The following is a 22,965-nucleotide window of genomic DNA, read 5'->3' as shown; positions in this document are numbered from 1 at the left end:
GGAAAAGTGGTTTGGAATTGGCATAGTAAAATAACACAAATACCGCTCCACTTCCCTACGCAGGTCTGAACCTGTTCAAGTTATGAGGGTCTAAAAGTCACACTTTTATCTCAGCCCTTATGAAGGACACCCCTAGTGGTTAAACGAATACATATTGAATTGTTCTGCACCTCTATATTAACACGAATCCTTATTTGGTCAAGATTTATCCTTCCAATGTTTTCTTAAGATCCGTTACGTACCCCCGAGATCCGGTGACAATTAAACGGTCTCCAAGTTTCAGCCTTGTATCCCCATGAGGAACGATGCTGTCCACACCTCTGAAGATCCTGACAAAGATGACGTCACCTGTTAAAGGGAATTCCCGTAAAATGACACCATCATATTTACTGTTCTCCATATTAATTTGATACAGCGAAGACTCTTGGTTCGTGAGCAGCTTCATGACGCCAGGCGCTTCAATCAGTGCGCGAAGCAGCGTTTTTGTCGACAGCAGAATAGAAAAGATGCTGATTCCCTGCTCCTTCAGGGCTGCTTCATGCTCCGGTGATCCTACGCTTGCAATGACTCTTTCTGTGCCTTTTTCTTTTGCAAGTAATGCAATGTCTGCATTCATATCTTCATTTCCTGTCGCCACAACGAGGATATCCGTTTCAAAAATGCCGAGTGATTCAAGCGTCTCGTGTTCATAGTCAGAAATTGTTTCAACAGCAAACACTGATTCTGACAGCTTTTCCTCCGCATTCTCTTGGTAGACGTGTACAACACGCACGTCATACTCTTCCTCTGGCAATTCAAGTGTAACAGGCAAAGTCATTTGATTGGCGCCAATGAACGTAATCGTCTTTTTCTCCTCCGGCTGCTCTTCCCGTTTGTATAACTTTTTAAAACAGATCGGCGTAAAAATACTTGCAATGACGGCTACTAAAATTAGCGCTCCTGACATATTTGCGCTGATCACGTGAAGCTGCTGGCCGATTGTTGCAGCGGCAATCACGAGCGAAAGCGTTGATGTCAGCAGGAAACCAGACGCGAAAATGGTTCGGTTATCATACCACTTCTTTAAGTACATGACAGGAATGATTTTGCTGACTAACAGCGCCAGCAGCAGGAGCGGAATCATGATTAAAATTGTTTTATCCTGAAAAAGAGTCCAAATATCCAGCTTCACACCGACCATCACAAAGAAAATCGGTATTAAGAACCCATAACCGAATGAGTCCAGCTGCTGAACAAGTTCTTTGTTTGGCGAAAGCAGGGAAACGAGAACCCCCGCTAAGAAAGCGCCGAGAATATTTTCCGCCCCAAGTGATTCAGACAGGGCAACGAGTACAATGATTAACGTAAAAATGGCACGCGTCCCGATCTGGATCGTCCCTTTTGACATGGATTGAACAAAAGAGCGATGTTTGAAGACCCGGCCGAAAAAGTAAAGCACCACTCCAGCCGCAAACAGAATCATCAGGAGCCACATGTTTCCGCTGTCCTCTCCGTATAAAGAAGAAAAAACAGCAAGAAGAATCATCGTGGCCAAATCAGCAATAACAGCAACAAGCAAAATAATCTGCCCGATATTCGAATTCATGATCCGTTCTTCTTTTAATGTTGGAACGACAACGCCTAATGAAATCGTTGAAATAATAAGGGTCATCAAAAAAGCATTTTGGATAAATCCGGCCAAGACGAACCCATAGGACAAGAGCAATGATAAAATAAAAATACCGACAAAAATAACAGATGCCGCAGCAAACGTATTCGGCGCTTCCTTGCCATTCGGCAGGAACTGCTTTTTCTTTCCTTTCTCAAACGACGAAAAATCAATTTCAAGCCCGCTTAAAAACATTAAAAAGATAAATCCGAGCATAGAGAGTGTCTGGAGCCAGGTGTCACCCTCCACAACTAAATTAAGGCCGCTTTTCCCAATAATCAGCCCCATAATGATTTCAGCAACAACAACCGGGATGCTGAGTTTAAACCGATGCAAAAGGATGGGTGTCAAAAATGCAACGATAAGTACAACAACTAAAGATGCGACAGATGTATGCGCCATAATCAGAACCTCCTTTTTAAGTCAGGGTTATGCTAGTTCTCACTCAGAGAACAAAACCTCATTTTTAAAAAACATAACGCGATTTTAACAAGGGTGATGATGAAAAATAAAGTGATAAGGTCTTAATCCTGTTTAGAAAATGATTCTTCTTCTATAATTTGCACATAAAAGCTTGTGATGACTCACAACACTTTGCTTCATAATAAATAAAACAATCGGTAAGGAGGATACCGCATGGCTTACGATATCATCAGCGATATTCATGGCTGCTATGACGAAATGACTGCATTAATCCAAAAGCTTGGCTATACAATCAAAAATGGAGTACCTGTCCATGAAGAAGGCAGAGTGCTTGTTTTTGCCGGAGATTTAACTGACAGAGGGCCCAAATCGATAGAGGTCATCCGATTTGTAGCCGGCGCTTACGAAAAAGGCGCTGTGCGTTATGTCCCGGGAAACCATTGCAATAAATTATATCGTTACTTAAAAGGAAATCCGGTAAAAGTGATGCATGGTCTCGAAACAACAGCGGCAGAGCTTGAGGAACTTTCCAAAGATGAGAGAAAATCAGTCAGCGAACAGTTTATGAAGCTGTACGAAACAGCGCCGCTTTACGACATCTTACATAATGGAGAATTAGTTGTCGCCCATGCTGGCATAAGAGCTGACGATATCGGCAAATATACCCGCAGAGTGAAGGACTTTGTGCTTTACGGTGACGTGACGGGTGAAACATATCCGGACGGCAGACCCATCAGACGTGATTGGGCGGCAGCCTATAACGGAAAGGCTTGGGTGGTATACGGTCATACACCTGTGAAAGAGCCTCGGAAGGTCAATCGCACCATCAACATTGATACAGGCTGCGTGTTCGGAAATCAACTGACAGGCTTTCGCTTTCCAGAAATAGAAACCGTCTCTGTTCCAAGCTCCCTGCCTTACGACGAATCAAGATTTCGCCCCATATAAAAAAGGAGAGAATCAATGATTCTCTCCTTTTATCAGTTTTCTCATGTCCTGAGGCAGTGGAGCATGAAACGTCATGTTCTTCTGTGTCAGCGGATGGATAAACGAAAGACGCTCGCTGTGCAGAGCCTGCCGGCCAATTTCCTGTCTCGTTCCGCCGTACAGTGTATCGCCGCACAACGGGTGCCCGAGATAACTCATATGAACACGAATTTGATGGGTTCGTCCAGTCTCAAGCTGCAACGTCACCGAGGTCATATCGTCATTTGCACATGTGACGTAAAAATGCGTAACAGCCTTCTGGCCGTCTGGCGTTACCGTCCGTTCAATTATACTGTCAGGATGTCTGCCAATCGGAGCATCGACTGTTCCCTCCATCTGTGCCATCCGCCCGTGAACCACTGCCGCATACCGGCGTTTCACAAGGCCGTTTTTTTGCGCAGACGATAAAATGGAGTGGGCAAATCGATGCTTGGCAACAAGCATGACACCTGATGTATCCCGGTCTAACCGGGTGACAAGATGAACTGTCGCCCTCACTCCGGTTGTTTGATAATGATCAATAATTCCATTGGCAATGCTGCCGGAGGGGTGCTCTCTCGAAGGGATTGATGACACATACGGCTGCTTGTTTATCACAAGCACATGTTCATCCTCATAAAGGATATCGAGCGGAACAGGCTCTGCCAACAGCGTCTCGCTCACCTGCTCCTCAGGAAACTTCACGATAAGAAGATCTCCCTCTTTCAAAACGTATTTGACCGTCACATGCTCACCGTTAATCTGCAGGTCGCCCCCGCCAAACTTAATATCGGTCAGCAGACGTTTTGAAATTCCCAGTTCACTGGCATATTCCTTTACAGTCATCCCGTCCTCAGCGGAAGTAATGTTCTTTCTGATAAAAAAATGCTCCACGATATGTCCTCTTTCTATTCACCTTTTCCAATAAACGAATCCTGGACTCTTTTCCAAAATGGAAACGGACGGAATCTCGCAAACCGCACTTTTTCGGATGCAACTTGGCAGCGGATCGACTTTACATCCTTATGGAGAAGGGTTAAGTGGTCAATCGTCACTTGAAAGTCAACTTCGTTTCTCGGCTTAATCATGCAATCATGATGGGATGGGAGAAGCAGAGGTGACCCGACCGTACGGAACACGCGGTTATTAATTGAAGCCATTTCCGCAAGCTGGATCGCCCTGATAGACGGATGGATAATCGCTCCGCCCAGCGCCTTATTGTAGGCTGTGCTGCCTGACGGAGTTGACAGGCAGAGGCCGTCGCCCCGGAAGGTTTCAAAGAGCTGCCCTTTGATTTCCACATCAGCAACAAGGCTTCCTTCGATGCTTTTAATCGTACATTCATTCAAAGCTAAGTATCTTTCTTCCCGCTCGTTTTCGTGATAGGTCACAATGACTTCGAGAAGCGGATATTCGACTGTATGATACGGCGTTTTCGCGATGGCAAGAACAAGTTTTTCAATTTCATGAGGAACCCAGTCGGCATAAAAACCCAGATGACCTGTGTGAACGCCGACAAATGCTGTTTTGTCCAAGCGGTCGCTGTATCTGTGAAAAGCATACAAAAGCGTTCCGTCGCCTCCGACTGAAATAACGATTTCCGGTTCATTTTCATCCAGTTCCATATCAAAATCCAATAAATACGCCTGTATTTTGCTTTTCAGCGTATCAGAAACTTGATCTCCTTTTGATGATACGGCAAATTTCATGCTCTTCTTCCCCTTTACCTATTGTTGCTCGCTTCCTTTTTTCTTTCTTGAAAAGGCAGCTTGAGCTTCCTGTACTTCACCCCTGATCTCCGACATCTCTTCATCAAGCCGGGAAGCCGCTTCAGAAGCGCGCTGAAGCCTTAGTTTTACTTTTTCAGGAATGTTTCCGCTGTATTTATAATTCAATGAATGCTCAATGGTCGCCCAAAAATTCATCGCCAGTGTACGGATCTGGATTTCCACGAGAACATGCTTTTCTCCGGATACCGTCTGCAAAGGGTACAGCACAACAAGATGGTATGACCGGTATCCGCTCTCTTTATGTTCCGCAATATAATCCCTCTGATCCACAACGGTGAAATCTTTTCTGGCAAAAAGCATCTCTTTTACGATTTGGATGTCATCGACAAATTGGCACATGATTCTAAGGCCAGCAATGTCCTGCATGGTTTCAATTTCATGCAGCGGTATGCTTTTCCGTCTCGCTTTTTCAAGTATGCTCGCCACAGGCTTGACGCGTCCGGTCACAAATTCGATCGGTGAATGGTCGTCCTCGTATTCATATAGTGTGCGGATCCCCTTGAGCTTCACTTTCAACTCTTCGACAGCCTGGCGGTACGGCACTAAAAAACGCTCCCATTGTTTGTCATCCATCATACATCCCCCAATTCCGAACCAGTTTCTATAAAAACACGCGTTTCACTTTTTCTTCCATTTCTTCTCCATAGTTTGCATTATCTTTTATATTTTCTAAAAGATATTCCAGCTCCTCATGCAGGCCTGCCAGTTCAATTGTTTGGTCTCCTGCCTCTAAAACAACCGGTGTTTTGTGTGCATGGGCCTGCTTCAGTTCCGGCCATACATGTTCCTTTATAATGACATATTCAAAAGAATCAGCTAATTCAAGTATGTATACAAAAGCAAAGTGGTCAGAATCAACAAGCATTTGACCTGACGGCTTGCGTTCCGCTTCGTTTCCTCCTGTCTGACAGGCAAGGCGAAGCTGATCATCCGATAATGTTACATTCAAAATTTCGATTCTGTTTTGCATAATGCTCTCCTTTTTTAAACAAAGTACAGATTCATTTTATCATATCGAGCTCGATATTGATAAACCTAACATCTAAAGAGATAATAGTAAAAATAAGATTTACAGGGCGGAAAGGAAGAGCATCATGAGCCAAGAAATTGAAATCGAATTTAAAAACATGCTGACCAAACAAGAATTCAAAAACATAGCAGCGGCACTCCAGCTGACAGAAAAAGATTTTACAGATCAAAAGAATCATTATTTTGATACAGACAGCTTCGCGCTGAAACAAAAACAAGCTGCGCTTCGTATCCGCAGAAAAAACGGAAAGTATGTCCTTACATTAAAGGAGCCGGCTGATGTGGGACTTCTGGAAACGCACCAGCAGCTTTCAGAGGTATCAGATCTCGCTGGATTTTCAGTTCCCGAGGGCCCTGTGAAGGACCAGCTGCACAAGCTTCAGATCGATACGGATGCCATTCAATACTTTGGATCTTTAGCAACAAACCGTGCGGAAAAAGAAACAGAAAAAGGCTTAATAGTTTTAGACCACAGCCGATATTTAAATAAAGAGGACTATGAAATTGAATTTGAGGCTGCGGATTGGCATGAGGGCAGACAAGCCTTCGAAAAGCTGCTTCAGCAATTCAGCATTCCTCAGCGCGAAACCAAAAATAAAATTCTGCGTTTTTATGAAGAAAAACGAAAGTCTATATAAGGTGGAATGACATCGTGAATGTAACGAATTGGGCAGCATTACTTCAGCTTCAGGCATTACAGTCCATATCTAATGCACGCAGCAGCACGGACACTCAGAATACGGAAAGCCCGCTTTCAAGTTTCAGTTCTTTGCTCAGCCAATATACAAACGGTCTGACATCTCAACAATCAGCACCTTCTTCATCGCCAAGCCCGCTCAGCATGCTGAACAGCGCGAATACAACAGCGCCGTCACTGCTTTCAGCGTATGGGCTTAACTCATATACGAGCAGCAATTCAGGCTCAATCACAAAAGCGGCAGAAAGCACTGAAACAGCTGCTGCAGATTCAGCTTCAAACAAACATGAAGCAAATCAGATCAGTTCGGGAGACTTCTCTATTGACAGTGCGATTAAAAAAGCCGCTGATAAATATGGCGTTGATGAAAAACTGATCCGTGCCGTCATCAAACAGGAATCAGGCTTTAATGCAAAAGCGGTCAGCGGAGCAGGTGCGATGGGCCTCATGCAGCTGATGCCGTCAACAGCAAGCTCACTTGGCGTTTCCAATCCGCTTGATCCACAGCAAAATGTGGAGGGCGGAACGAAATATTTAAAACAAATGCTGGATAAATACGACGGCAATGTGTCTATGGCATTAGCGGCTTACAACGCCGGACCGGGGAATGTTGACCGATACGGAGGCATTCCTCCTTTCCGAGAAACGCAAAACTATGTAAAAAAAATAACTTCAGCTTATTACGCGTAACCAGAGGTGCTCTTTCCCTCTGGTTTTTTTGCGAAGTGAAATCTTACGCATTCCTGATTTTTATGTGATATGATATGAAATACAAACCCCGGCTGTCAGCCGAAATGAGTCATCAAACGCATAAAAGGCAGTTTGTTTGTAGAAATGATGCCTTGTTGCTAAAATAAATCTAGATGAAACAATGAAATACAGAAAATTACTTTTTGCAATAGGATTTATGATTCCTATTAGCCATATTTAAAGGAGTAGTCAACATGGGACAATCGTTTAACGCACCTTATGAAGCGATTGGAGAGGAACTTCTATCGCAACTTGTTGATACTTTTTATGAGCGTGTCGCGTCTCATCCTTTGCTGAAGCCGATTTTTCCAAGCGATTTGACAGAAACCGCCAGGAAACAGAAGCAATTCTTAACTCAGTATTTAGGCGGGCCTCCTCTTTATACTGAGGAGCACGGCCATCCTATGCTCAGAGCAAGGCATCTTCCCTTTCCAATTACAAACGAGAGAGCTGATGCGTGGCTCAGCTGTATGAAGGACGCAATGGACCATGTAGGGCTGGAGGGCGAAATTCGTGAGTTTTTGTTTGGCCGGCTGGAGTTGACAGCAAGGCATATGGTGAATCAAACGGAAGCGGAGGATCGATCATCTTGACAAACTATCAGCATGAGCTATACTTCGCCCATTGCCACGGTCATCCAAAAAAACCGCTTGAAATTTATATGTTTGTAGACCCTTTATGTCCTGAATGCTGGTCCTTAGAGCCCGTCATCAAAAAGCTAAAAATCAGATACGGACGTTTTTTCACCTTACGCATTATCGCTTCCGCAAGCCTTACCGCTTTAAATAAAAAGCGAAAAAAGCATCTTCTCGCAGAAGCATGGGAAAAGATCGCGAGCCGCTCTGGCATGTCATGTGACGGCAATGTCTGGTTCGAACAGGATCAGCCGCTTTCATCGCCTTATATGGCTGCTCTCGCTTTTAAAGCAGCCGAATTGCAAGGACGGAAAGCCGGCATGCAATTTCTCAGAAATATGCAGGAGAGCCTATTTGTTTCAAAGAAAAATATTACGGATGAAAACGTGCTTTTGGAGATTGCTGAAAATACAAGTCTCGATCTTGAAGAATTCAAAAAAGATCTGCATTCTCAAAGCGCGGTCAAGGCGCTTCAATGTGACATGAAAATTGCTGCTGAGATGGATGTTTCTGTTAATCCGACACTGACGTTTTTTAATACGCAGCATGAGGATGAAGGGCTTAAAGTTCCTGGCAGCTACTCATATGATGTATATGAAGAAATTTTATTTGAGATGCTTGGCGACGAGCCGAAGCCGTCGGAAACACCGCCTTTAGAATGTTTTATTGAATATTTCCGCTTCGTTGCCTCGAAGGAAATTGCTCTTGTATATGACCTGAGCCTTGAAGAGGTAGAAAAAGAAATGAAAAAACTGGCATTTGCTAAAAAGGTTGCCAAAGTGGAAGCCAAACACGGAATGTTTTGGAAGTCTCTCAGCACTTATTCTGATGAATATCAATCATGTGAAAAATAGCCGCAGGCGTGCATATGCTTGAGGCTGTTTTTTTACGCCATAACCAAACGTACGTTCCGTTTTTAGCACTAAAGAAACCGCGCCGGGATAAGCGCGGTTTCATATGTCTTAACGACAACAAAGGGGATGGGAGAAATTTTTCACGGTCAAACAAAGGGGTAATGTTTGTTTGTGATCAATTTCACATCCTTATGATAACAAAAGATGTCGACTTTTGACAACCTCTATGCTTAATGTTCATATTTTTGTCACAAAACATAACGAAGTGCATTCACTCATATCCTTATATGGAAAAAGGACGAGGAGGACCGCCATGATGTCTACTTTGATCTCAATTGTGTGCATTGCTGTTTTTTTCTGCTTGAATATCTTAGGCATGATGCATATGCTGCCGCTTTATATTACCTCTCCTCTGCTGTTTCTGTCTATTTTGTTTACCCTCTACCGCTTGAATCACCGGAAAACCTTTAAAGGGTTTTAAAAAAGCCTGTGCGTCATTTCCGCACAGGCTTACTTTTTTAAGACTGCTTGACTTTCATCAGCAGCTCTTCCATTTCATCAAGTTTTTCTTCAAACATTTTGCACGCGGCTTCGATTGGCTCTGGAGACGTCATATCAACACCCGCTTTTTTCAGGACATCAATCGGGTATTGTGAGCTTCCCGCTTTCAGGAAGTCAATATAACGGTCAACCGCCGGCTTTCCTTCCTTCAAAATCTGGCTGCTTAATGCTTGGGCAGCACTGTACCCTGTCGCATACTGATACACATAGTAATTGTAATAGAAGTGCGGAATACGCGACCATTCAAGGCCGATTTCCTTATCAATCACCATGCCGTCTCCAAAATACTTTTTATTCAGGTCGTAATAGACATTTGTCAGAAGCTCAGGTGTAAGCGGCTCGCCTTCTTGCGCCTTTGTATGGATCAGATGTTCAAATTCAGCGAACATCGTTTGTCTGAAAACCGTTCCCCTGAAGCCTTCAAGCATATGGTTGAGAATATATAAGCGCTGTTTTTCATCCTCTAAATTGTTCAGCAAATATTCGCCAAGGAGCGCTTCATTTGTCGTAGAGGCAACTTCCGCGACAAAGATACTGTAATTGCCGTATGGATAAGGCTGGTGCTTTCTCGTATAGTAGCTGTGTACGGAATGTCCAAACTCGTGCACGAGCGTAAAGAGATTATTGACGTTATTATGCCAGTTCATCAAAATATACGGATTCGTGCCGTAAGCTCCTGATGAATAAGCCCCATTGCGTTTGCCTTTATTTTCGTAAACGTCCACCCAGCGGTTTTCCAGTCCTTCTTTTAGGATAGAGGCATATTCTTCCCCTAAAGGTGCGAGGCCTTTCAGCATGTAATCTTTGGCTTCCTCGTATGTCACCTTCATCCCAGCATCTTTCACAAGCGGTGTATACAGGTCATAGATATGCACTTCATCAAGCTCAAGCACTTTCTTTCTTAGCGCAATATAGCGGTGCAGGAGCGGCAAATGCTTATTAATCGTCTTAACAAGGTTATCGTATACTTCCTCAGGAATACTGTTGTTAGAAAGCGCAGCCTCACGCGCGGACTTGTACTTTTTCACTCTCGCGTAGAAGTTGTCCTTTTTCACAGTGCCGCTAAGCGTCGTGGCCATTGTGTTTTTATATTGTCCGTACGTTTTATACACTGCGTCAAACGCATTTTTGCGGACTTCACGGTTTTCACTTTCCAAGAAATTAATAAAGTTGCCGTGAGTGATCTGTTTTTCATTCCCATCTTCGTCTTTAATGGACGGAAACGTTATATCTGCGTTATTTAACACGCTGAATGTATTTGAAGATGACCCCAGTACCTCGGAGGCTTCAGCAAGCAGTGCCTCTTCCTTCTCGCTCAGCACATGCGGACGTTCCTTTGTAATCTCCTCAATCGCATGAGAATACAGCTTTAATTCTTCTTTTTCAAGAATGAACTGCTGAAGTTTGTCTTCTTCTATGGATAAAATCTCCGGAACCAAATAAGCTGTCGCGCTTGCGGCCTGTGTATACAGGTTTCCCGCCTTGTCATTCAGCCCCTGGTAAAAGGAGTTCCCAGTATCCTGGTCAGAGCGCATATGCGCATATGTGTACAGCCTACCCAGCCGCTCCATCACTTTATCTTGATACGTAAGAGCCTCGTATAAATGATCAGCTGAATCTGCCAGCTTTCCTTTATACTTAGATAAATTCGGAATTAATTCTTTTACAGCTTGAAATTCTTTATTCCAGGCCTCATCACTAGGAAAAATATCCTCAAGTCTCCATGTGTCTTCTGCCTTTACCTCACTTCTGTCAGGCAGTTGGTTTGCTTTTTTTTCCTCAGCCATGGTGATCCCCCTCGTCTTCTTTGATTCAAGCCAATTGAAAAAACAGCTGTTTCTCAATAAACTTGTGTTGTGAATATCTTCCGGTTTTTCACTGCCTTTTGTCAAATCATATGCAGTAATGAAGAGAACGAATGCCAAAAAAGCAGTAAAAACACGAAAAACCTTTCCTTTTGTGCCTTTCACAGCCTGCCCACCACCTTTGTCTTAGGGTGAGCCAAATAAGACAAACTCATTCTATAAACCAGCTGCGGTCTCTTTCTATGAGATCCTGCATTGTGTGTATGCCGCCTGCAGGCTGATTCAGCACATATACTTCTTTCTGAGTCTCCCTTAAAAATCCCTTCTTGCACAAAAAATCAATATACTGTTTAACCGCTTCTGAAAGACACTCTTCGCTGCATTCAAACCTGAGTGCAATGTTCTTATTATGAATGTGCAGTTTGCACTGCTGCAAAACGGCTGAAAAATGAATTGGCGCACGTTTATCTCCAAGATCCGTCATAAACAAATAAAGAAACCCCTGCCACACAAAAACCGGACTCTTAAAAACTGCCCCTTTTCTAACAGGAACAAACACTTCAGTCGGCAGAAAAGAAAAAGGCGTCTGCCGCTTCTCATAAAACAGCAGCCTAAGGCGATTTGTTTCCTTTGAGTTAAACCGATGGGGTTTATGGCGAAAACGGTGAATCGCTTTCGTCCAGCCTGAATATTGAATTGAGGGTTTCGGTTCAGTGAAAAAAAGATCGCCTACACCTGCCCGATGGATAGGGATCGTTTGGACTGAGGAATAAGAATGGTTTGTGTAGAATGGAATGATGTGGCTGAGCCGGAGAAAAGAGCGCCTTTCAGGACAATAACATATCAGTTCTCTGTATGGACTTGCATTGATAAACTGCCAATGAAAAGCTGAAAGCTGATAAAAGGACGAAGCAGTCCGTTTTAAGCGGCTGTAACCCATAATCCACTGCGGGATGATTCCTTCTTGTTTGAAGCCCTCTGTCCGCTTTTGAAAGACATCTGGAGCGATAGTGGCGCATTGATATTCAACAGCAAGCATATGCTCCTTGATTCTTGCCATGACGTCCGGTCTTTGGTTGATTGTCCTTATATACGGCTCCAATATTGGTGAAGCCCGTTGTGTTTTCAGCCATACATACAGCTGTCTTTTTCCTTCTAAGTGGTAGGCGCTTTCCGGTTCGATGGCTATGGAGCAGGACTTGTTCTGTTTATGGGCAAAATGCGGCGCTTTTTGAAGTCCGAGCTTCACAGCTAGCTCTCCTCCGCATACCGGACAGAAGAACCGTCTCCGCTTTAATTTCTGGTTTTGCTGAGCGCCTAGAAGGTGAAACATTTGGCCGTCTTCAGTCACAGCACTAAACAATTGTCATCTCTCCTTTCCAGATGAAGTATACTTTCTGGAAAAGATGATCAACTCCTGTTCGCTGTTTTTTCTGCTTGTCTATATGTTTTTGATTTTTCACATCTCTAAAATGGCATTTTCGTGCATAAAAAAAACCGATTTCCGGAAGGAAATCGGTTTGCTATGATGCAAAGTGTTTTTTTATCGTTTCTAGAGCATGCTCTGAAATAATCAGCTTGCCGTACTCTTCAAGACGGTGTATGCTGATTGAGGATTCAGTTGCGTACTCCAGCAGGATGCTTAGCTGATTTTCAACCTCTTCATCAGTCATATTGCAAAAATCTACATATAAATAATATCGGTTCTCAAACGAATATAAAGTCGTTTTGCTTCCGTTAACGTTCAAATTAGATAGAGAAATAACATCCTCAAAATCGCCAAATCGCAAGACAAATTGAAGCTTTTGCTCCTTCTCTTCCTGATTGACGGCTTGCTCTTCTTTCTGGAAATCATCCAGCAAGGCGTCAAGATCCTCAGATGCTGGTTCTTGCTTTTTATCCTCAGGAATCGGCAGTTCGAGCTTTTGTCCGTCTTTGGAAAGCTGGGCTTTTGTGACGATGATTTCTAATCCTTTGTCCAGTGCCTGAACTTGAATCCAAAGTGGGCCTTCCACAGCGAATTCCTCTTCTTCATGAACTTCATCCATGACTTCCCAGAAAAGTTCTTCACTGCGCTCACGGTTATACCAAATTTCTTCTCTGTCAAAACCGCGATCTTCAATATCTCCGTAAGACATATAAAATTTTACTGTATGCTCGTTAATTCTTTCAATTTCCATTTGCCAACCTTCCCTTCTATATAAGATGTTGAAGGGACATCTAAGCTCCCGATTAATTGTACTTTACTACACTTTACCCATTCCGTCCACATCTTAACCTTAACCAAGGCCAGTGTGAATTCCTTTGTATTTCTATTTTATGATAAAACAGTCACAAAAGAAATAAAAATGCACCTTTGCCTAAAAAATGGCAGTTCAGGCGGCTGATATCATAAAATACGACCTGTCTCATATAGTAGTAGTACAAGCGAAGAACTGAAAGCGAGGTGCCGCTTCATGGAGCATGACTATCTGATTTCTCTGCTTGTCATTGTTGGGATTGACCTGATCCTCGGCGGAGATAATGCGGTTGTTATTGCCATGGCCAGCAGACATTTGCCGGACAAGCAAAGACAGCAGGCCATTATTCTCGGAACATTTATTGCCGTTGCCATGAGAATCGGATTAACAAGTGCAGCTGTATATCTTTTGAACATTCCGTTCTTGCAGTGCGCCGGCGGAATTTTCCTGCTGTATTTAGGATATCAGCTGCTGATTGAAAAAAAAGACACGAAGCACATTAAAAGCAGCACCTCCCTGTGGAGAGCGATACGAACGATTGTGCTTGCAGATCTCTTTATGTCCCTGGACAACGTCATCGCAGTTGCGGGAGCTTCACACGGTGAGTTTTCTCTCGTTGTTATAGGTTTGTGTGTATCGGTTCCGGTTATTATTTGGGGCAGCAAACTCATCCATATTGCACTAGAGAAAATACCGCTTCTGATTTACGCGGGAAGCGGGCTGCTTGCTTATACTGGCGGAGAAATGATTGTCAGAGACAAAAAGCTGTCTCTTTTTATGGCGCAGCACGGCACAGTTGAAACGCTCCTCCCCATTTTGACGGTTGCGTTTGTCATCCTTGCGAGCATTTATTACCAGCAGGTTGAAAAATAAAAGAAGGCTGATGACTCAGCCTTCTTTTGATGATACGATCTATTAGTTTGCCAAACGCTGTGCTTCTCTTAATTGGAAAGAGCGAACTTTTCTTGGCAGGAAACGTCTGATTTCGTCTTCGTTATATCCGACCTGCAAACGTTTTTCGTCAATGATGATCGGACGGCGAAGCAACCCTGGATGCTCGTTGATCAAGCGGTACAAATCTTGCAACGGCATAGATTCAACGTTCACATTCAGTTTTTGGAATACTTTTGAACGGGTTGAGATGATTTCATCTGTTCCATCCTCAGTCATTCGAAGAATTTGTTTTATTTCATCAATTGATAAAGGTTCAGAGAAAATGTTTCTTTCTACAAATGGAATATCGTGCTCCTCGAGCCACGCTCTCGCCTTTCTGCATGAAGTACAGCTTGGTGATGTGTATAGTGTAACCATTCATCTTCACTCCTCTAATTAGTAGGATGAACATCTATTTTATTCTTAAATTGAAATTACTCTAAAAAAGGAATCTTTACAGGTATTATACTATAAAAAAGTAAGTGTGAACAGTATCCTAAGAAAAAAATGTGTCAATCCAGCAAATTTTTAATGTCCATGATATGTTCTAATTCTCAATTAGCTTAACTGATCGAAAATATTTTTTTGTTTTTCTTCATCAATGAGTTTCAGGACTTCATCCGTTTTTTCGTACGATTCCCCGTACCATTTCTCGTCTTTATAAGTATGAATGTTTTCATATGTCTGTTTCATGGCTTCAAGAATTTCTTCTTCGGATTCTGTTTTTGGTGACCAGTACAGAATCTCCATCTTGTTTACTTCATTCGTAGCCAATGACCGGCGCCGGTACCCAATTGACTGAGCATGCTTGAAATGCTCTCTTTGATAAAACCTCAGGCGTTTTTCTGTATCAGTATCATCTTCATCCACAGGTTCCACCTCGAGCAATATGGGCTTATTTTTCTTTTTCAGCTTCGCGATCAATTTGCCGCCAAGCCCCTGCCCTCTTGCATCCTTAGACACATACAGATAATCAACGAAGATAAAAGAATCGAATTCCGCAAACATTAAAATATGATGTTTGCCTTCATCTTTATGATAAATATCGCTTCGCTCTTTCAGAAGAGCTTCCATATGCGCTTTTGATTTCATTTCTTCAATTGGAAAGTACTCGCTAAGCTTTTCATACCAGTTCATTGATTTGCTCCTTATGAGTTCGTTGTCTTCATACTTTTAGATATACCCCATTTCTTCTTGTTTAAACAGCCTTACATCTATAAAGACGTGCGAACTTCCGCCATGGTTTCATTTTTTTTTCAGCAAAACGGAGCCAGCTGCTCCGTTCATTTTGAAGTGTTTCTCATTGAACTCGATTTTCCCGCCTGTAATGAATCAGGCGGGGCTGCGCCAGTGCAATCAGAAATGTCATGATATATAATGCAGCAGCCGCGATAAAAGCTATTTTCGCACCAGCAGCATCAGCCACTAGCCCCATAATGGAGTAGGTGACGCCTGACCAAGGAGTCAAAATCGCATTTTTTGCAGCCATGATTCCGATTCGTTTCTGCTCGGGAATAACCTCCTGCAGCATGGTTTCCTGGCAAATATCACGCACCTGATAAAAAGGCCCCATTGCAGCACAAGCCAGAGCGCATACAAATGGGACTGGAGAAAATGAAAACAAAAGGGTCAGCGCCGACATTACAAGCGAGCTGAACATAATGGCATAACCCATATTCCGCTCAAAAAAAGAAGAAAAACGAATGGCAATCACACTGCCGACAATTGCGCCTATAAAATAGGAAGCGTTAAACATCCCCCACCACACCTCTGTTTCATGCAAAACAGCCGCAGTAAATGCGAGGAGAATAGCAGATGACCATACGGAACCCGCCAAAGCTTCTATCATGTCCATTACAGTAATGTCTCTTACAATAGGGATGATCATTAAATCCTTTCATATACTTCTGACAGATGCTGTTTCAGCAGTTCCTACAGCCTCTTCTTCATTTACATGCAGCACACTGATGGAAGCTCCCGATAGAACTAACAGGCAAATGGCAGCGCCGACAACGAGTTCAAAAGGGACGGCGTACGTCAGAAGGCCTCCAAGGCCCCAGCCTGCTGTTAAGAACAATTGATTCGAGAGGGAGATCACACCATTCGCTTTTACATATTGCTTCTTTGGAACAATAATCGGCAGCAGCGCAAATCTTGCCGGCTGAAAAAAAGCGCCCGCGAAGGAAAAACAAAACACAAACAGCAGCGTAATCCAAAAGAATGCCTGTCCGTGATGAGTGACGCTGTATGCCATCAGTATTGTAAAGACCGCTCTCAGCAGATTCGCTCCCGCAAGCACCTTTTTAAAACCGAGAATGCGAAGCACCGGAGAGACGCAAAAGCTTGCTGCTATACTCGCAAACGACATGAACGATAAAATAAGGCCCGCCAAAAAAACGGAGTCAGTCATTTGATAGACCCGGACCATTAAAACGATTGTGACGAGGACTCCTGCTAAAGATTGAAAAGATTGAGACAGCAATAGCACAAAAACATTTTTGTTATGCAGAAATTGGATCGTATTTCGCCTCCGCTTTTTCCTCTAATTGTAAATGTTATCATTCTCACTTTCTATGAGGACGCAAAAAAATCCTTCAAGAGAAATCTCTTGAAGGATTGATGAATCATGAAAAAGCTTTAAATTCGGCTTCCGTGCACATCACAAAATGTCCCGGTTTGACTTCACGGAATTCCATCGTTTCCCCATCCTTTAATTGATGGACGGACGGATCATATTTCTGGCGGACGCGATTTCTCTCATAGTCCGGATCAGGAAGCGGAATCGCAGAAAGCAATGATTTTGTATATGGGTGAAGCGGATTTTCATAAAGCTCATCTGCCGGCGCAAGCTCAACCAGTTTCCCGAAATACATGACGCCAATGCGGTCACTGATGTATTTGACCATCGATAAATCGTGGGCAATAAACAGGTATGTGAGCCCTTTTTCTTTTTGCAGTTCTTTCATTAAATTCACGACCTGCGCTTGAATGGATACATCCAAAGCGGAAATCGGCTCATCCGCGATAATGAATTCCGGATCAACAGCAAGCGCTCTGGCAATCCCGATTCTTTGGCGCTGGCCGCCGGAAAATTCATGCGGATAGCGATTCGCGTGTTCCTTGTTTAAACCAACTGTTTCCAATAGTTCATGAACCCTCTGCATCCGCTCTTTTTTCGTTTTCGCCAGCTTATGAATATCAAGGCCTTCAGCAATAATATCAGCAACTGTCATTCTCGGATTCAGGGATGCATAGGGGTCTTGGAAAATCATCTGCATTTTGCGGTTGAATTCCAGCAGCTTTTTCCGCGATTTTCTCCCGTGCACATTTTCACCGTTAAACAGCACCTCACCATCGGTTGCTTCGTACAGCCGGATAATGCTACGGCCTGTTGTCGATTTACCGCAGCCAGATTCACCAACCAGCCCTAATGTTTCACCTTTATAGATATCAAATGATAAATCATCTACAGCCTTAACCGTTCCTCTCGGCGTGACAAAGTGCTGTTTTAAATGTTTGATTTCTAATAGTTTTTCAGTCAATTTATTCACCTTCTCTCACTAAGACAGGTTTTTCAAACGTGTTTGCCAGTTTACGCATTTTCGCTTTTACCGCTTCAGGCGGCTCTACCTTTGGCGCGTCAGGATGAAGCAGCCACGATTTGACATAATGAGTATCGGATACCTTAAACATTGGCGGCTCCTGTTCAAAATCGATTTTCATCGCGTAAGGACTCCGCAGGGCAAAAGCATCTCCTTTTGGCGGGTTTGTCAAATCAGGCGGCGTGCCCGGAATTGCAGTCAGCTCTTCCTCTCCTGAACTTTCCAGTGTCGGCATGGATGCAAGAAGCCCCCAAGTGTACGGATGTCTCGGATCGTAGAAGATTTCGTCTACCGTACCGGTTTCTACAATCTGTCCCGCGTACATGACAGCGACCCGGTCAGCAACGTTAGCCACAACACCAAGATCGTGTGTGATAAAGATGATGGACGTGTCAATTTTCTTTTGCAAATCCTTCATTAATTCCAAAATTTGCGCTTGAATCGTTACATCAAGAGCAGTTGTCGGCTCATCGGCGATCAGAAGTTTCGGATTCGCTGCAAGCGCCATGGCAATGACAACCCTCTGTCTCATCCCGCCTGAAAATTCATGCGGAAATTGGTTCACCCGCTTTTCCGGCATTGGGATACCGACTAATTCCAGCAGTTCAACCGCGCGTTTTTTAGCCGCTTCCTTCGAGATCTTTTCGTGTTTAAAAAGCACTTCCGTAATTTGTTTACCGACCTTCATCGTTGGATTTAAAGAGGTCATCGGATCTTGGAATATCATGCCGATCTCTTTTCCCCGGACATTTTGCATTTCTTTTTCGGACAGCGGCACCAGATCCTTTCCTTCAAACAGGATCTCACCGCGTTTGAAATAACCCGGAGGCATTGGAATCAGCTTCATAATCGCTTGAGAGGTTACACTTTTTCCGGAACCTGATTCTCCAACAATGGCCAGCGTCTCCCCTTTATCCAGATGGAAATTCACTCCGCGGATCGCCTGGACCTCTCCGCCATATGTTTTAAATGAAATTGCTAAATCTTTTACTTCTAATAGGCGTGTCACCCGTATCACTCCCTTATTTACGTAACTTAGGATCCAATGCGTCTCTTAATCCGTCGCCGACAACGTTAAAGCCAAACATTGTAATGCAGATAAATCCGGCAGGGAAGAATAAACGCCACGGATAATAGGTCAATGCAGGCAATCCGTCAGAAGCCATCGTTCCCCAGCTTGCCAGCGGAGCCGGAACACCAAGTCCCAAATAGCTTAAAAAGGCTTCTGTGAAAATCGCAGTAGGAACTGTCAGTGTCATCGTGACCAAAATAGAACCCATTGCGTTTGGCACGATATGTTTAAACAGAAGACGGGATGTTTTTGCACCCAGTGTCTGTGAAGCAAGCACATACTCCTGATTCTTCAGCTGCAGCACTTGTCCGCGCACGATTCTGGCCATATTAATCCAGCCTGTAATCGTCATGGCAATAATAATCGTAAATAGACCTTTCGGAAGAACAACCATCAGTAAGATAACCATTAATAATGAAGGAACTGCCCAAAGGATATCAGCGATACGCATCATGATTTCGTCCGTTCTGCCTCCGCGGAAGCCTGAAATGCTCCCCCAAATGACGCCGATCAGCAAATCGAGAACAGCAGCTGCAACACCGATAAAGATTGAGATTCGCGCCCCTACCCATGTACGGACGAAAATGTCCCGTCCAAGATCATCTGTTCCGAACCAGTGATCTTTTGAAGGCGGCTTATCCGCATTTAAGAGATTAGTAGTTGAATAATCATACCTTGAGAACATCGGCGCAAAAATAGCCATAAGGATAATAAGTACGATAATGATAAGCCCGACCATTGCAAGCTTATTGCTGCGGAAGCGAAGCATCGCATCTTTCCAGAGGGAAAGGCTCTTTTTACTTATTTTTTCTGCATCGCCGGCATTCGCTGCGGCTGGTTCAAACATGTTTTTCGGAATGTTCTGCATGGCCTAGGCTCCTTTCTTTGCTTTGGAAAGCTTGATTCTCGGATCAATAATGCCGTATAACACATCTACGATTAATACACACAATAGCAGGATGACACTGAAGAACACCGTTACACCCATAATGACCGTATAATCACGGTTTGTAATACTGTTGACGAAGTGTGCACCAAGCCCCGGGATCCCAAAAATGGTTTCAATAATGAAGCTCCCCGTTAAGACCTGTGCGGCCATCGGGCCCATATATGTAACAACCGGCAAAAGCGCGTTTCGAATGGCGTGCCGCACTGTAACCGCTGGGCGGGACAGCCCTTTCGCTTTCGCTGTGCGGATATAATCACTGTTTAACACTTCGATCATGCTTGAACGGGAAAGTCTGGCAATAAACGCCATCGGCATGGAAGCAAGTGCGATTGAAGGCAAAAAGGTGTATGCCCAGGAATCCCACCCCGCGACCGGAAACAGCCCAAGCTTCATGGAGAACACATATTGCAGAACAGCCGCCATGATAAAGCTCGGAACCGAAATACCAAATATCGTTAAAATCGCGACGGTATAATCCTGCCACTTATTATGGTAAAGGGCTGCAATGACCCCAAACAATACACCTAACGCTAAAGCGAGGAGAATAGCTTCTGCTCCAAGAGTAAATGAAACGGGGAAACCTGAACTGATCAGGTCGTTAACACTCTGACCTTTATATTTAAATGACGGTCCGAAATCCCACATTGCAACTGATTTCAAATAACTGACATATTGTACAAACAGCGGCTTGTCCAAGCCATAATGCGCATTTAAATTTGCTTCAATTTCAGGCGGAAGCTTTTTCTCACCTGAAAATGGCCCGCCCGGTGCTGCTTGCATTAAGAAGAATGTCACAGTTACAATCACAAATAGTGTGATAATCATATAGACTAAACGTCTTCCGATATATTTTAGCAAGGGGGAACACCTCCATGGTTTTTACATTTTTATACTCCATCAGTAAGAAAGGTATATGGGGCTTTTCTCCCCATATACCTTGAGGTCTTTTATTTTCAGACGTAGCCTTATTTAAAATATGCGTTTCTGAAATAAACCTCACCAGTACCTGGCATGATAACACCTTTTAGGTTTTCATCCTGTACCCAAGTATCAGTATAGAAATAGATTGGGGCAACCGGCATTTCATCAATGAAAATACCTTCTGCTTTTTTCAGCAGCTCTGCACGTTTTGTTTTATCTGTTTCAGTTTGTGACTGATTCAGAAGCTTTTTGAATTCTGGATTTTCCCAGCCTGTATCGTTATTTCCTCCGTTTTTGTCACGGAACAATTCAAGGAAGTTGATAGGATCATTGAAGTCGCCGAGCCAGCCCATACGGCCGATTTGATAATCTTGGCTGTGGAGCTTATCAATATAGACATTCCACTCTGAGTTATCAAGCTCAACATCAACACCTAAATTTTTCTTCCACATTTCTTGTACTGCTTGAGCGATTTTCGCATGTGCGTCATCAGTATTGTAAGACAATTTGATTTTTGGCAAATCAGACGCCTTGCTTAAGCCAATTTCTTTTAGGCCTTTATCAAGGTATTCTTTTGCTGTTTTGACATCATTGTCTTTGAAGTATCCTTCTTTGTTATCCTCAAATCCCTTCATTGTAGGCGGCACTGCAGCCATTGCCGGGATTTGCTCTCCTTGTGTAACGTTTTTAACAATCGACTGACGGTCAATCGAATATGTTAGAGCTTTACGGATATTTACGTTGTCTAACGGCTTAGCTTCAGTGTTGAATTTGTACCAATACACACCTGCAATCGGCTCAACATGTAAAGAACCGTCTTTTTTCAGGGTCGGCAGAGATTCTGTCGGAAGCTGTCCGAGCGGCATACCGGCCCAATCAAGTTCGCCAGCTTGGAATTTTTTCAGTTCCGTATTGTTATTGTTGATCATAACCATATCGATTTTCTTCAGTTTGACTTTGTCTTTATCCCAATACTGGTCATTTTTTTCGAGAGTAATAGAACCGCTGTGTTTCCATGCCGTCATTTTGAACGGCCCGTTTGATACATAATCATCTCCGGCATTTGTATTCCACTTTTTATTTTTCTCTGCAATTTTCTTATTGATCGGCATATACGTATAGAACGCAGTTAATTCAGTGAAATATGGAGTCGGGTTATTTAATTCAACCTTCAGCGTTTTGTCATTCACAGCTTTTACTGCCACATCATCTAGGCTGCCTTTGCCGGTATTCGCCGCTTCAGCACCTTTTATGTAGTAGAGCTGGTAAGCGTATTGTGATTCGTTATTAGGATCAAGCGCCCATTTCCAAGCATATTCAAAATCTTGTGCTGTTACAGGGTCTCCATTAGACCATTTCACACCATCACGAATGGTAAATGTATATGTCTTTCCGTCCTTGCTCGTTTCAATTTTAGAAGCCATGCCTTCTTCAGGCTCACCATCTGCATTGATACGTGTCAATCCTTCAAAAGTCTGACGGATGACACCGCCTGATACTGAATCATTTGCCAATCCCGGATGTAAGGAGAACGGCTCAGTTTTAATATTAATGTTAAGTGTCGTCTTTCCTTTACTGTCCTTTTTCCCTTCACCGTTTGATCCGCTGCCGCCAAAGCCGCACGCGCTCAGCACGAGAGTGAAAATGAGCATCAACGTGACAATCGACCAACGTTTTTTCATATTCGCAAACCCCCTAATAATAATTTTCAGCTCCTTACGGCTAAATCCTCAGAAATATCAGACAAATGAACCTGAGTTTCCACAACTTTTATTCTGTTCCGTCTTTTCTGATTATTTTTGTAAAAAAGCTGTAACAATAGAGTGAACAAGTTCATTATAATGAAACAAATAATTTATTGCAATATTATTTTATCAATTTAAAATATTTAAACTTCGTTAGTTTTTCTTCCATGAACATAATATCCTTCTACCATTTAAAGCATAAATTGATTAAAAACTTTTTCATGTGTTTTCTGCCCATATTGCTTTTTACATATAATATCTGCCTGTTTTTACGCTGATAGCAGTTATCATTTAAGGATTTTACAGCACTCGTGTTATTTATATTATTACAATTTTACTGGAAAA

The 22,965-nt window shown here is 43.2% G+C and carries 24 protein-coding genes, 1 pseudogene and 1 riboswitch; of the genes and pseudogenes, 8 read left to right on the top strand and 17 right to left on the bottom strand.

Annotated elements, in window-relative coordinates; translation table 11 throughout:
* Positions 1-35: 35 nt before the first annotated feature.
* A riboswitch (TPP riboswitch) is annotated at positions 36-144 on the bottom strand.
* 61 nt (positions 145-205) lie between these two features.
* Entirely contained in the window at positions 206-2,050 is a 1,845-nt protein-coding gene (locus NYE56_RS05830) for a monovalent cation:proton antiporter family protein (RefSeq protein WP_015715673.1), read from the bottom strand.
* A 234-nt stretch (positions 2,051-2,284) separates the two neighbouring features.
* Here NYE56_RS05830 and prpE point away from each other — a divergent pair, with 234 nt between their 5' ends.
* Positions 2,285-3,019: a bis(5'-nucleosyl)-tetraphosphatase PrpE gene (gene prpE, locus NYE56_RS05825; RefSeq protein WP_251186929.1), complete on the top strand. Its 735-nt coding sequence runs from the start codon at positions 2,285-2,287 to the stop codon at positions 3,017-3,019.
* 12 nt (positions 3,020-3,031) lie between these two features.
* Here prpE and NYE56_RS05820 read toward each other — a convergent pair whose 3' ends face one another.
* The 4 genes from NYE56_RS05820 to NYE56_RS05805 are packed head-to-tail and all read right to left on the bottom strand — an operon-like array spanning position 3,032 to position 5,797.
* Positions 3,032-3,931, bottom strand: coding sequence for an RluA family pseudouridine synthase (locus NYE56_RS05820; RefSeq protein WP_268554818.1), 900 nt, complete (start codon positions 3,929-3,931; stop codon positions 3,032-3,034).
* 14 nt (positions 3,932-3,945) lie between these two features.
* Positions 3,946-4,746, bottom strand: coding sequence for an NAD kinase (locus NYE56_RS05815; protein ID WP_003232918.1), 801 nt, complete (start codon positions 4,744-4,746; stop codon positions 3,946-3,948).
* Positions 4,747-4,764: 18 nt separating this feature from the next.
* On the bottom strand, positions 4,765-5,400 hold the full coding sequence (gene yjbM / locus NYE56_RS05810) for a GTP diphosphokinase (protein WP_003245294.1): 636 nt from the start codon (positions 5,398-5,400) through the stop codon (positions 4,765-4,767).
* Positions 5,401-5,428: 28 nt separating this feature from the next.
* Complete coding sequence (locus tag NYE56_RS05805) at positions 5,429-5,797, bottom strand: UPF0738 family protein (protein WP_268554819.1); 369 nt, start codon at positions 5,795-5,797, stop codon at positions 5,429-5,431.
* 124 nt (positions 5,798-5,921) lie between these two features.
* Between NYE56_RS05805 and NYE56_RS05800 the strand changes: the two genes are divergently transcribed.
* The 5 genes from NYE56_RS05800 (at position 5,922) to NYE56_RS05780 (ending at position 9,273) form a co-directional block, all read left to right on the top strand.
* A complete protein-coding gene (locus tag NYE56_RS05800; protein ID WP_187954355.1) occupies positions 5,922-6,494 on the top strand; it encodes a CYTH domain-containing protein in 573 nt (190 codons plus the stop codon).
* A gap of 14 nt (positions 6,495-6,508) precedes the next feature.
* Positions 6,509-7,243, top strand: a complete 735-nt coding sequence (gene cwlQ / locus NYE56_RS05795) for a bifunctional muramidase/murein lytic transglycosylase (RefSeq protein WP_341283597.1) — start codon at positions 6,509-6,511, stop codon at positions 7,241-7,243.
* A gap of 254 nt (positions 7,244-7,497) precedes the next feature.
* Positions 7,498-7,896, top strand: a complete 399-nt coding sequence (locus NYE56_RS05790; protein ID WP_003232928.1) for a globin domain-containing protein — start codon at positions 7,498-7,500, stop codon at positions 7,894-7,896.
* Entirely contained in the window at positions 7,893-8,792 is a 900-nt protein-coding gene (gene spxH / locus NYE56_RS05785; protein WP_003245184.1) for a protease adaptor protein SpxH, read from the top strand. The genes NYE56_RS05790 and spxH overlap by 4 nt, the downstream gene beginning before the upstream one ends.
* Positions 8,793-9,105: 313 nt before the next feature.
* Positions 9,106-9,273 (top strand): hypothetical protein, encoded by a 168-nt coding sequence (locus NYE56_RS05780; RefSeq protein WP_003244944.1) that lies wholly within the window; start codon positions 9,106-9,108, stop codon positions 9,271-9,273.
* A gap of 37 nt (positions 9,274-9,310) precedes the next feature.
* On the opposite strand, the gene pepF is transcribed toward NYE56_RS05780, so the two are convergent.
* Positions 9,311-11,140, bottom strand: coding sequence for an oligoendopeptidase F (gene pepF / locus NYE56_RS05775; RefSeq protein ID WP_003245178.1), 1,830 nt, complete (start codon positions 11,138-11,140; stop codon positions 9,311-9,313).
* Between the two features lie 229 nt (positions 11,141-11,369).
* Entirely contained in the window at positions 11,370-12,491 is a 1,122-nt protein-coding gene (coiA, locus tag NYE56_RS05770) for a competence protein CoiA (RefSeq protein WP_445684730.1), read from the bottom strand.
* A 73-nt stretch (positions 12,492-12,564) separates the two neighbouring features.
* Between coiA and NYE56_RS05765 the strand changes: the two genes are divergently transcribed.
* On the top strand, positions 12,565-12,687 hold the full coding sequence (locus NYE56_RS05765; RefSeq protein ID WP_341283595.1) for a hypothetical protein: 123 nt from the start codon (positions 12,565-12,567) through the stop codon (positions 12,685-12,687).
* Here NYE56_RS05765 and mecA read toward each other — a convergent pair.
* Together mecA and NYE56_RS05755 are read right to left on the bottom strand one after the other, a co-directional pair.
* Positions 12,682-13,338, bottom strand: coding sequence for an adaptor protein MecA (gene mecA, locus NYE56_RS05760; RefSeq protein WP_015383354.1), 657 nt, complete (start codon positions 13,336-13,338; stop codon positions 12,682-12,684). The two genes, NYE56_RS05765 and mecA, sit on opposite strands and share 6 nt — an antisense overlap.
* A complete protein-coding gene (locus NYE56_RS05755) occupies positions 13,305-13,445 on the bottom strand; it encodes a hypothetical protein (RefSeq protein WP_119122854.1) in 141 nt (46 codons plus the stop codon). The genes mecA and NYE56_RS05755 overlap by 34 nt, the downstream gene beginning before the upstream one ends.
* A gap of 169 nt (positions 13,446-13,614) precedes the next feature.
* Between NYE56_RS05755 and NYE56_RS05750 the strand changes: the two genes are divergently transcribed.
* The gene (locus NYE56_RS05750; RefSeq protein WP_003232944.1) at positions 13,615-14,271 is read left to right on the top strand and encodes a TerC family protein; all 657 of its coding nucleotides are present in this window, start codon (positions 13,615-13,617) and stop codon (positions 14,269-14,271) included.
* 42 nt (positions 14,272-14,313) lie between these two features.
* Here NYE56_RS05750 and spx read toward each other — a convergent pair whose 3' ends face one another.
* The 8 genes and pseudogenes from spx to oppA form a co-directional block, all read right to left on the bottom strand.
* Positions 14,314-14,709 carry a transcriptional regulator Spx gene (spx, locus tag NYE56_RS05745; protein ID WP_014476435.1) on the bottom strand — a complete coding sequence of 132 codons (396 nt, stop codon included), beginning with the start codon at positions 14,707-14,709 and terminating at the stop codon, positions 14,314-14,316.
* A 180-nt stretch (positions 14,710-14,889) separates the two neighbouring features.
* Positions 14,890-15,468 (bottom strand): GNAT family N-acetyltransferase, encoded by a 579-nt coding sequence (locus NYE56_RS05740; RefSeq protein ID WP_003224597.1) that lies wholly within the window; start codon positions 15,466-15,468, stop codon positions 14,890-14,892.
* Positions 15,469-15,631: 163 nt separating this feature from the next.
* Positions 15,632-16,849: pseudogene (locus NYE56_RS05735) on the bottom strand (MFS transporter).
* A 106-nt stretch (positions 16,850-16,955) separates the two neighbouring features.
* A complete protein-coding gene (oppF, locus tag NYE56_RS05730; RefSeq protein WP_003245567.1) occupies positions 16,956-17,873 on the bottom strand; it encodes an oligopeptide ABC transporter ATP-binding protein OppF in 918 nt (305 codons plus the stop codon).
* 1 nt (position 17,874) lies between these two features.
* Positions 17,875-18,951, bottom strand: a complete 1,077-nt coding sequence (oppD, locus tag NYE56_RS05725) for an oligopeptide ABC transporter ATP-binding protein OppD (protein ID WP_072173823.1) — start codon at positions 18,949-18,951, stop codon at positions 17,875-17,877.
* Between the two features lie 4 nt (positions 18,952-18,955).
* The gene (gene oppC, locus NYE56_RS05720) at positions 18,956-19,873 is read right to left on the bottom strand and encodes an oligopeptide ABC transporter permease OppC (RefSeq protein ID WP_003232954.1); all 918 of its coding nucleotides are present in this window, start codon (positions 19,871-19,873) and stop codon (positions 18,956-18,958) included.
* Between the two features lie 3 nt (positions 19,874-19,876).
* A complete protein-coding gene (gene oppB / locus NYE56_RS05715; RefSeq protein WP_003245554.1) occupies positions 19,877-20,812 on the bottom strand; it encodes an oligopeptide ABC transporter permease OppB in 936 nt (311 codons plus the stop codon).
* Between the two features lie 107 nt (positions 20,813-20,919).
* Complete coding sequence (gene oppA / locus NYE56_RS05710) at positions 20,920-22,557, bottom strand: oligopeptide ABC transporter substrate-binding protein OppA (RefSeq protein ID WP_341283594.1); 1,638 nt, start codon at positions 22,555-22,557, stop codon at positions 20,920-20,922.
* Between the last annotated feature and the right edge of the window lie 408 nt (positions 22,558-22,965).

Source organism: Bacillus sp. FSL R5-0603 (assembly GCF_038050295.1).
GTDB classification, from domain to species: domain Bacteria; phylum Bacillota; class Bacilli; order Bacillales; family Bacillaceae; genus Bacillus; species Bacillus subtilis.
Note: the sequence above shows the minus strand (reverse complement) of the source record. Positions and strands in the feature narration are given on the sequence as shown.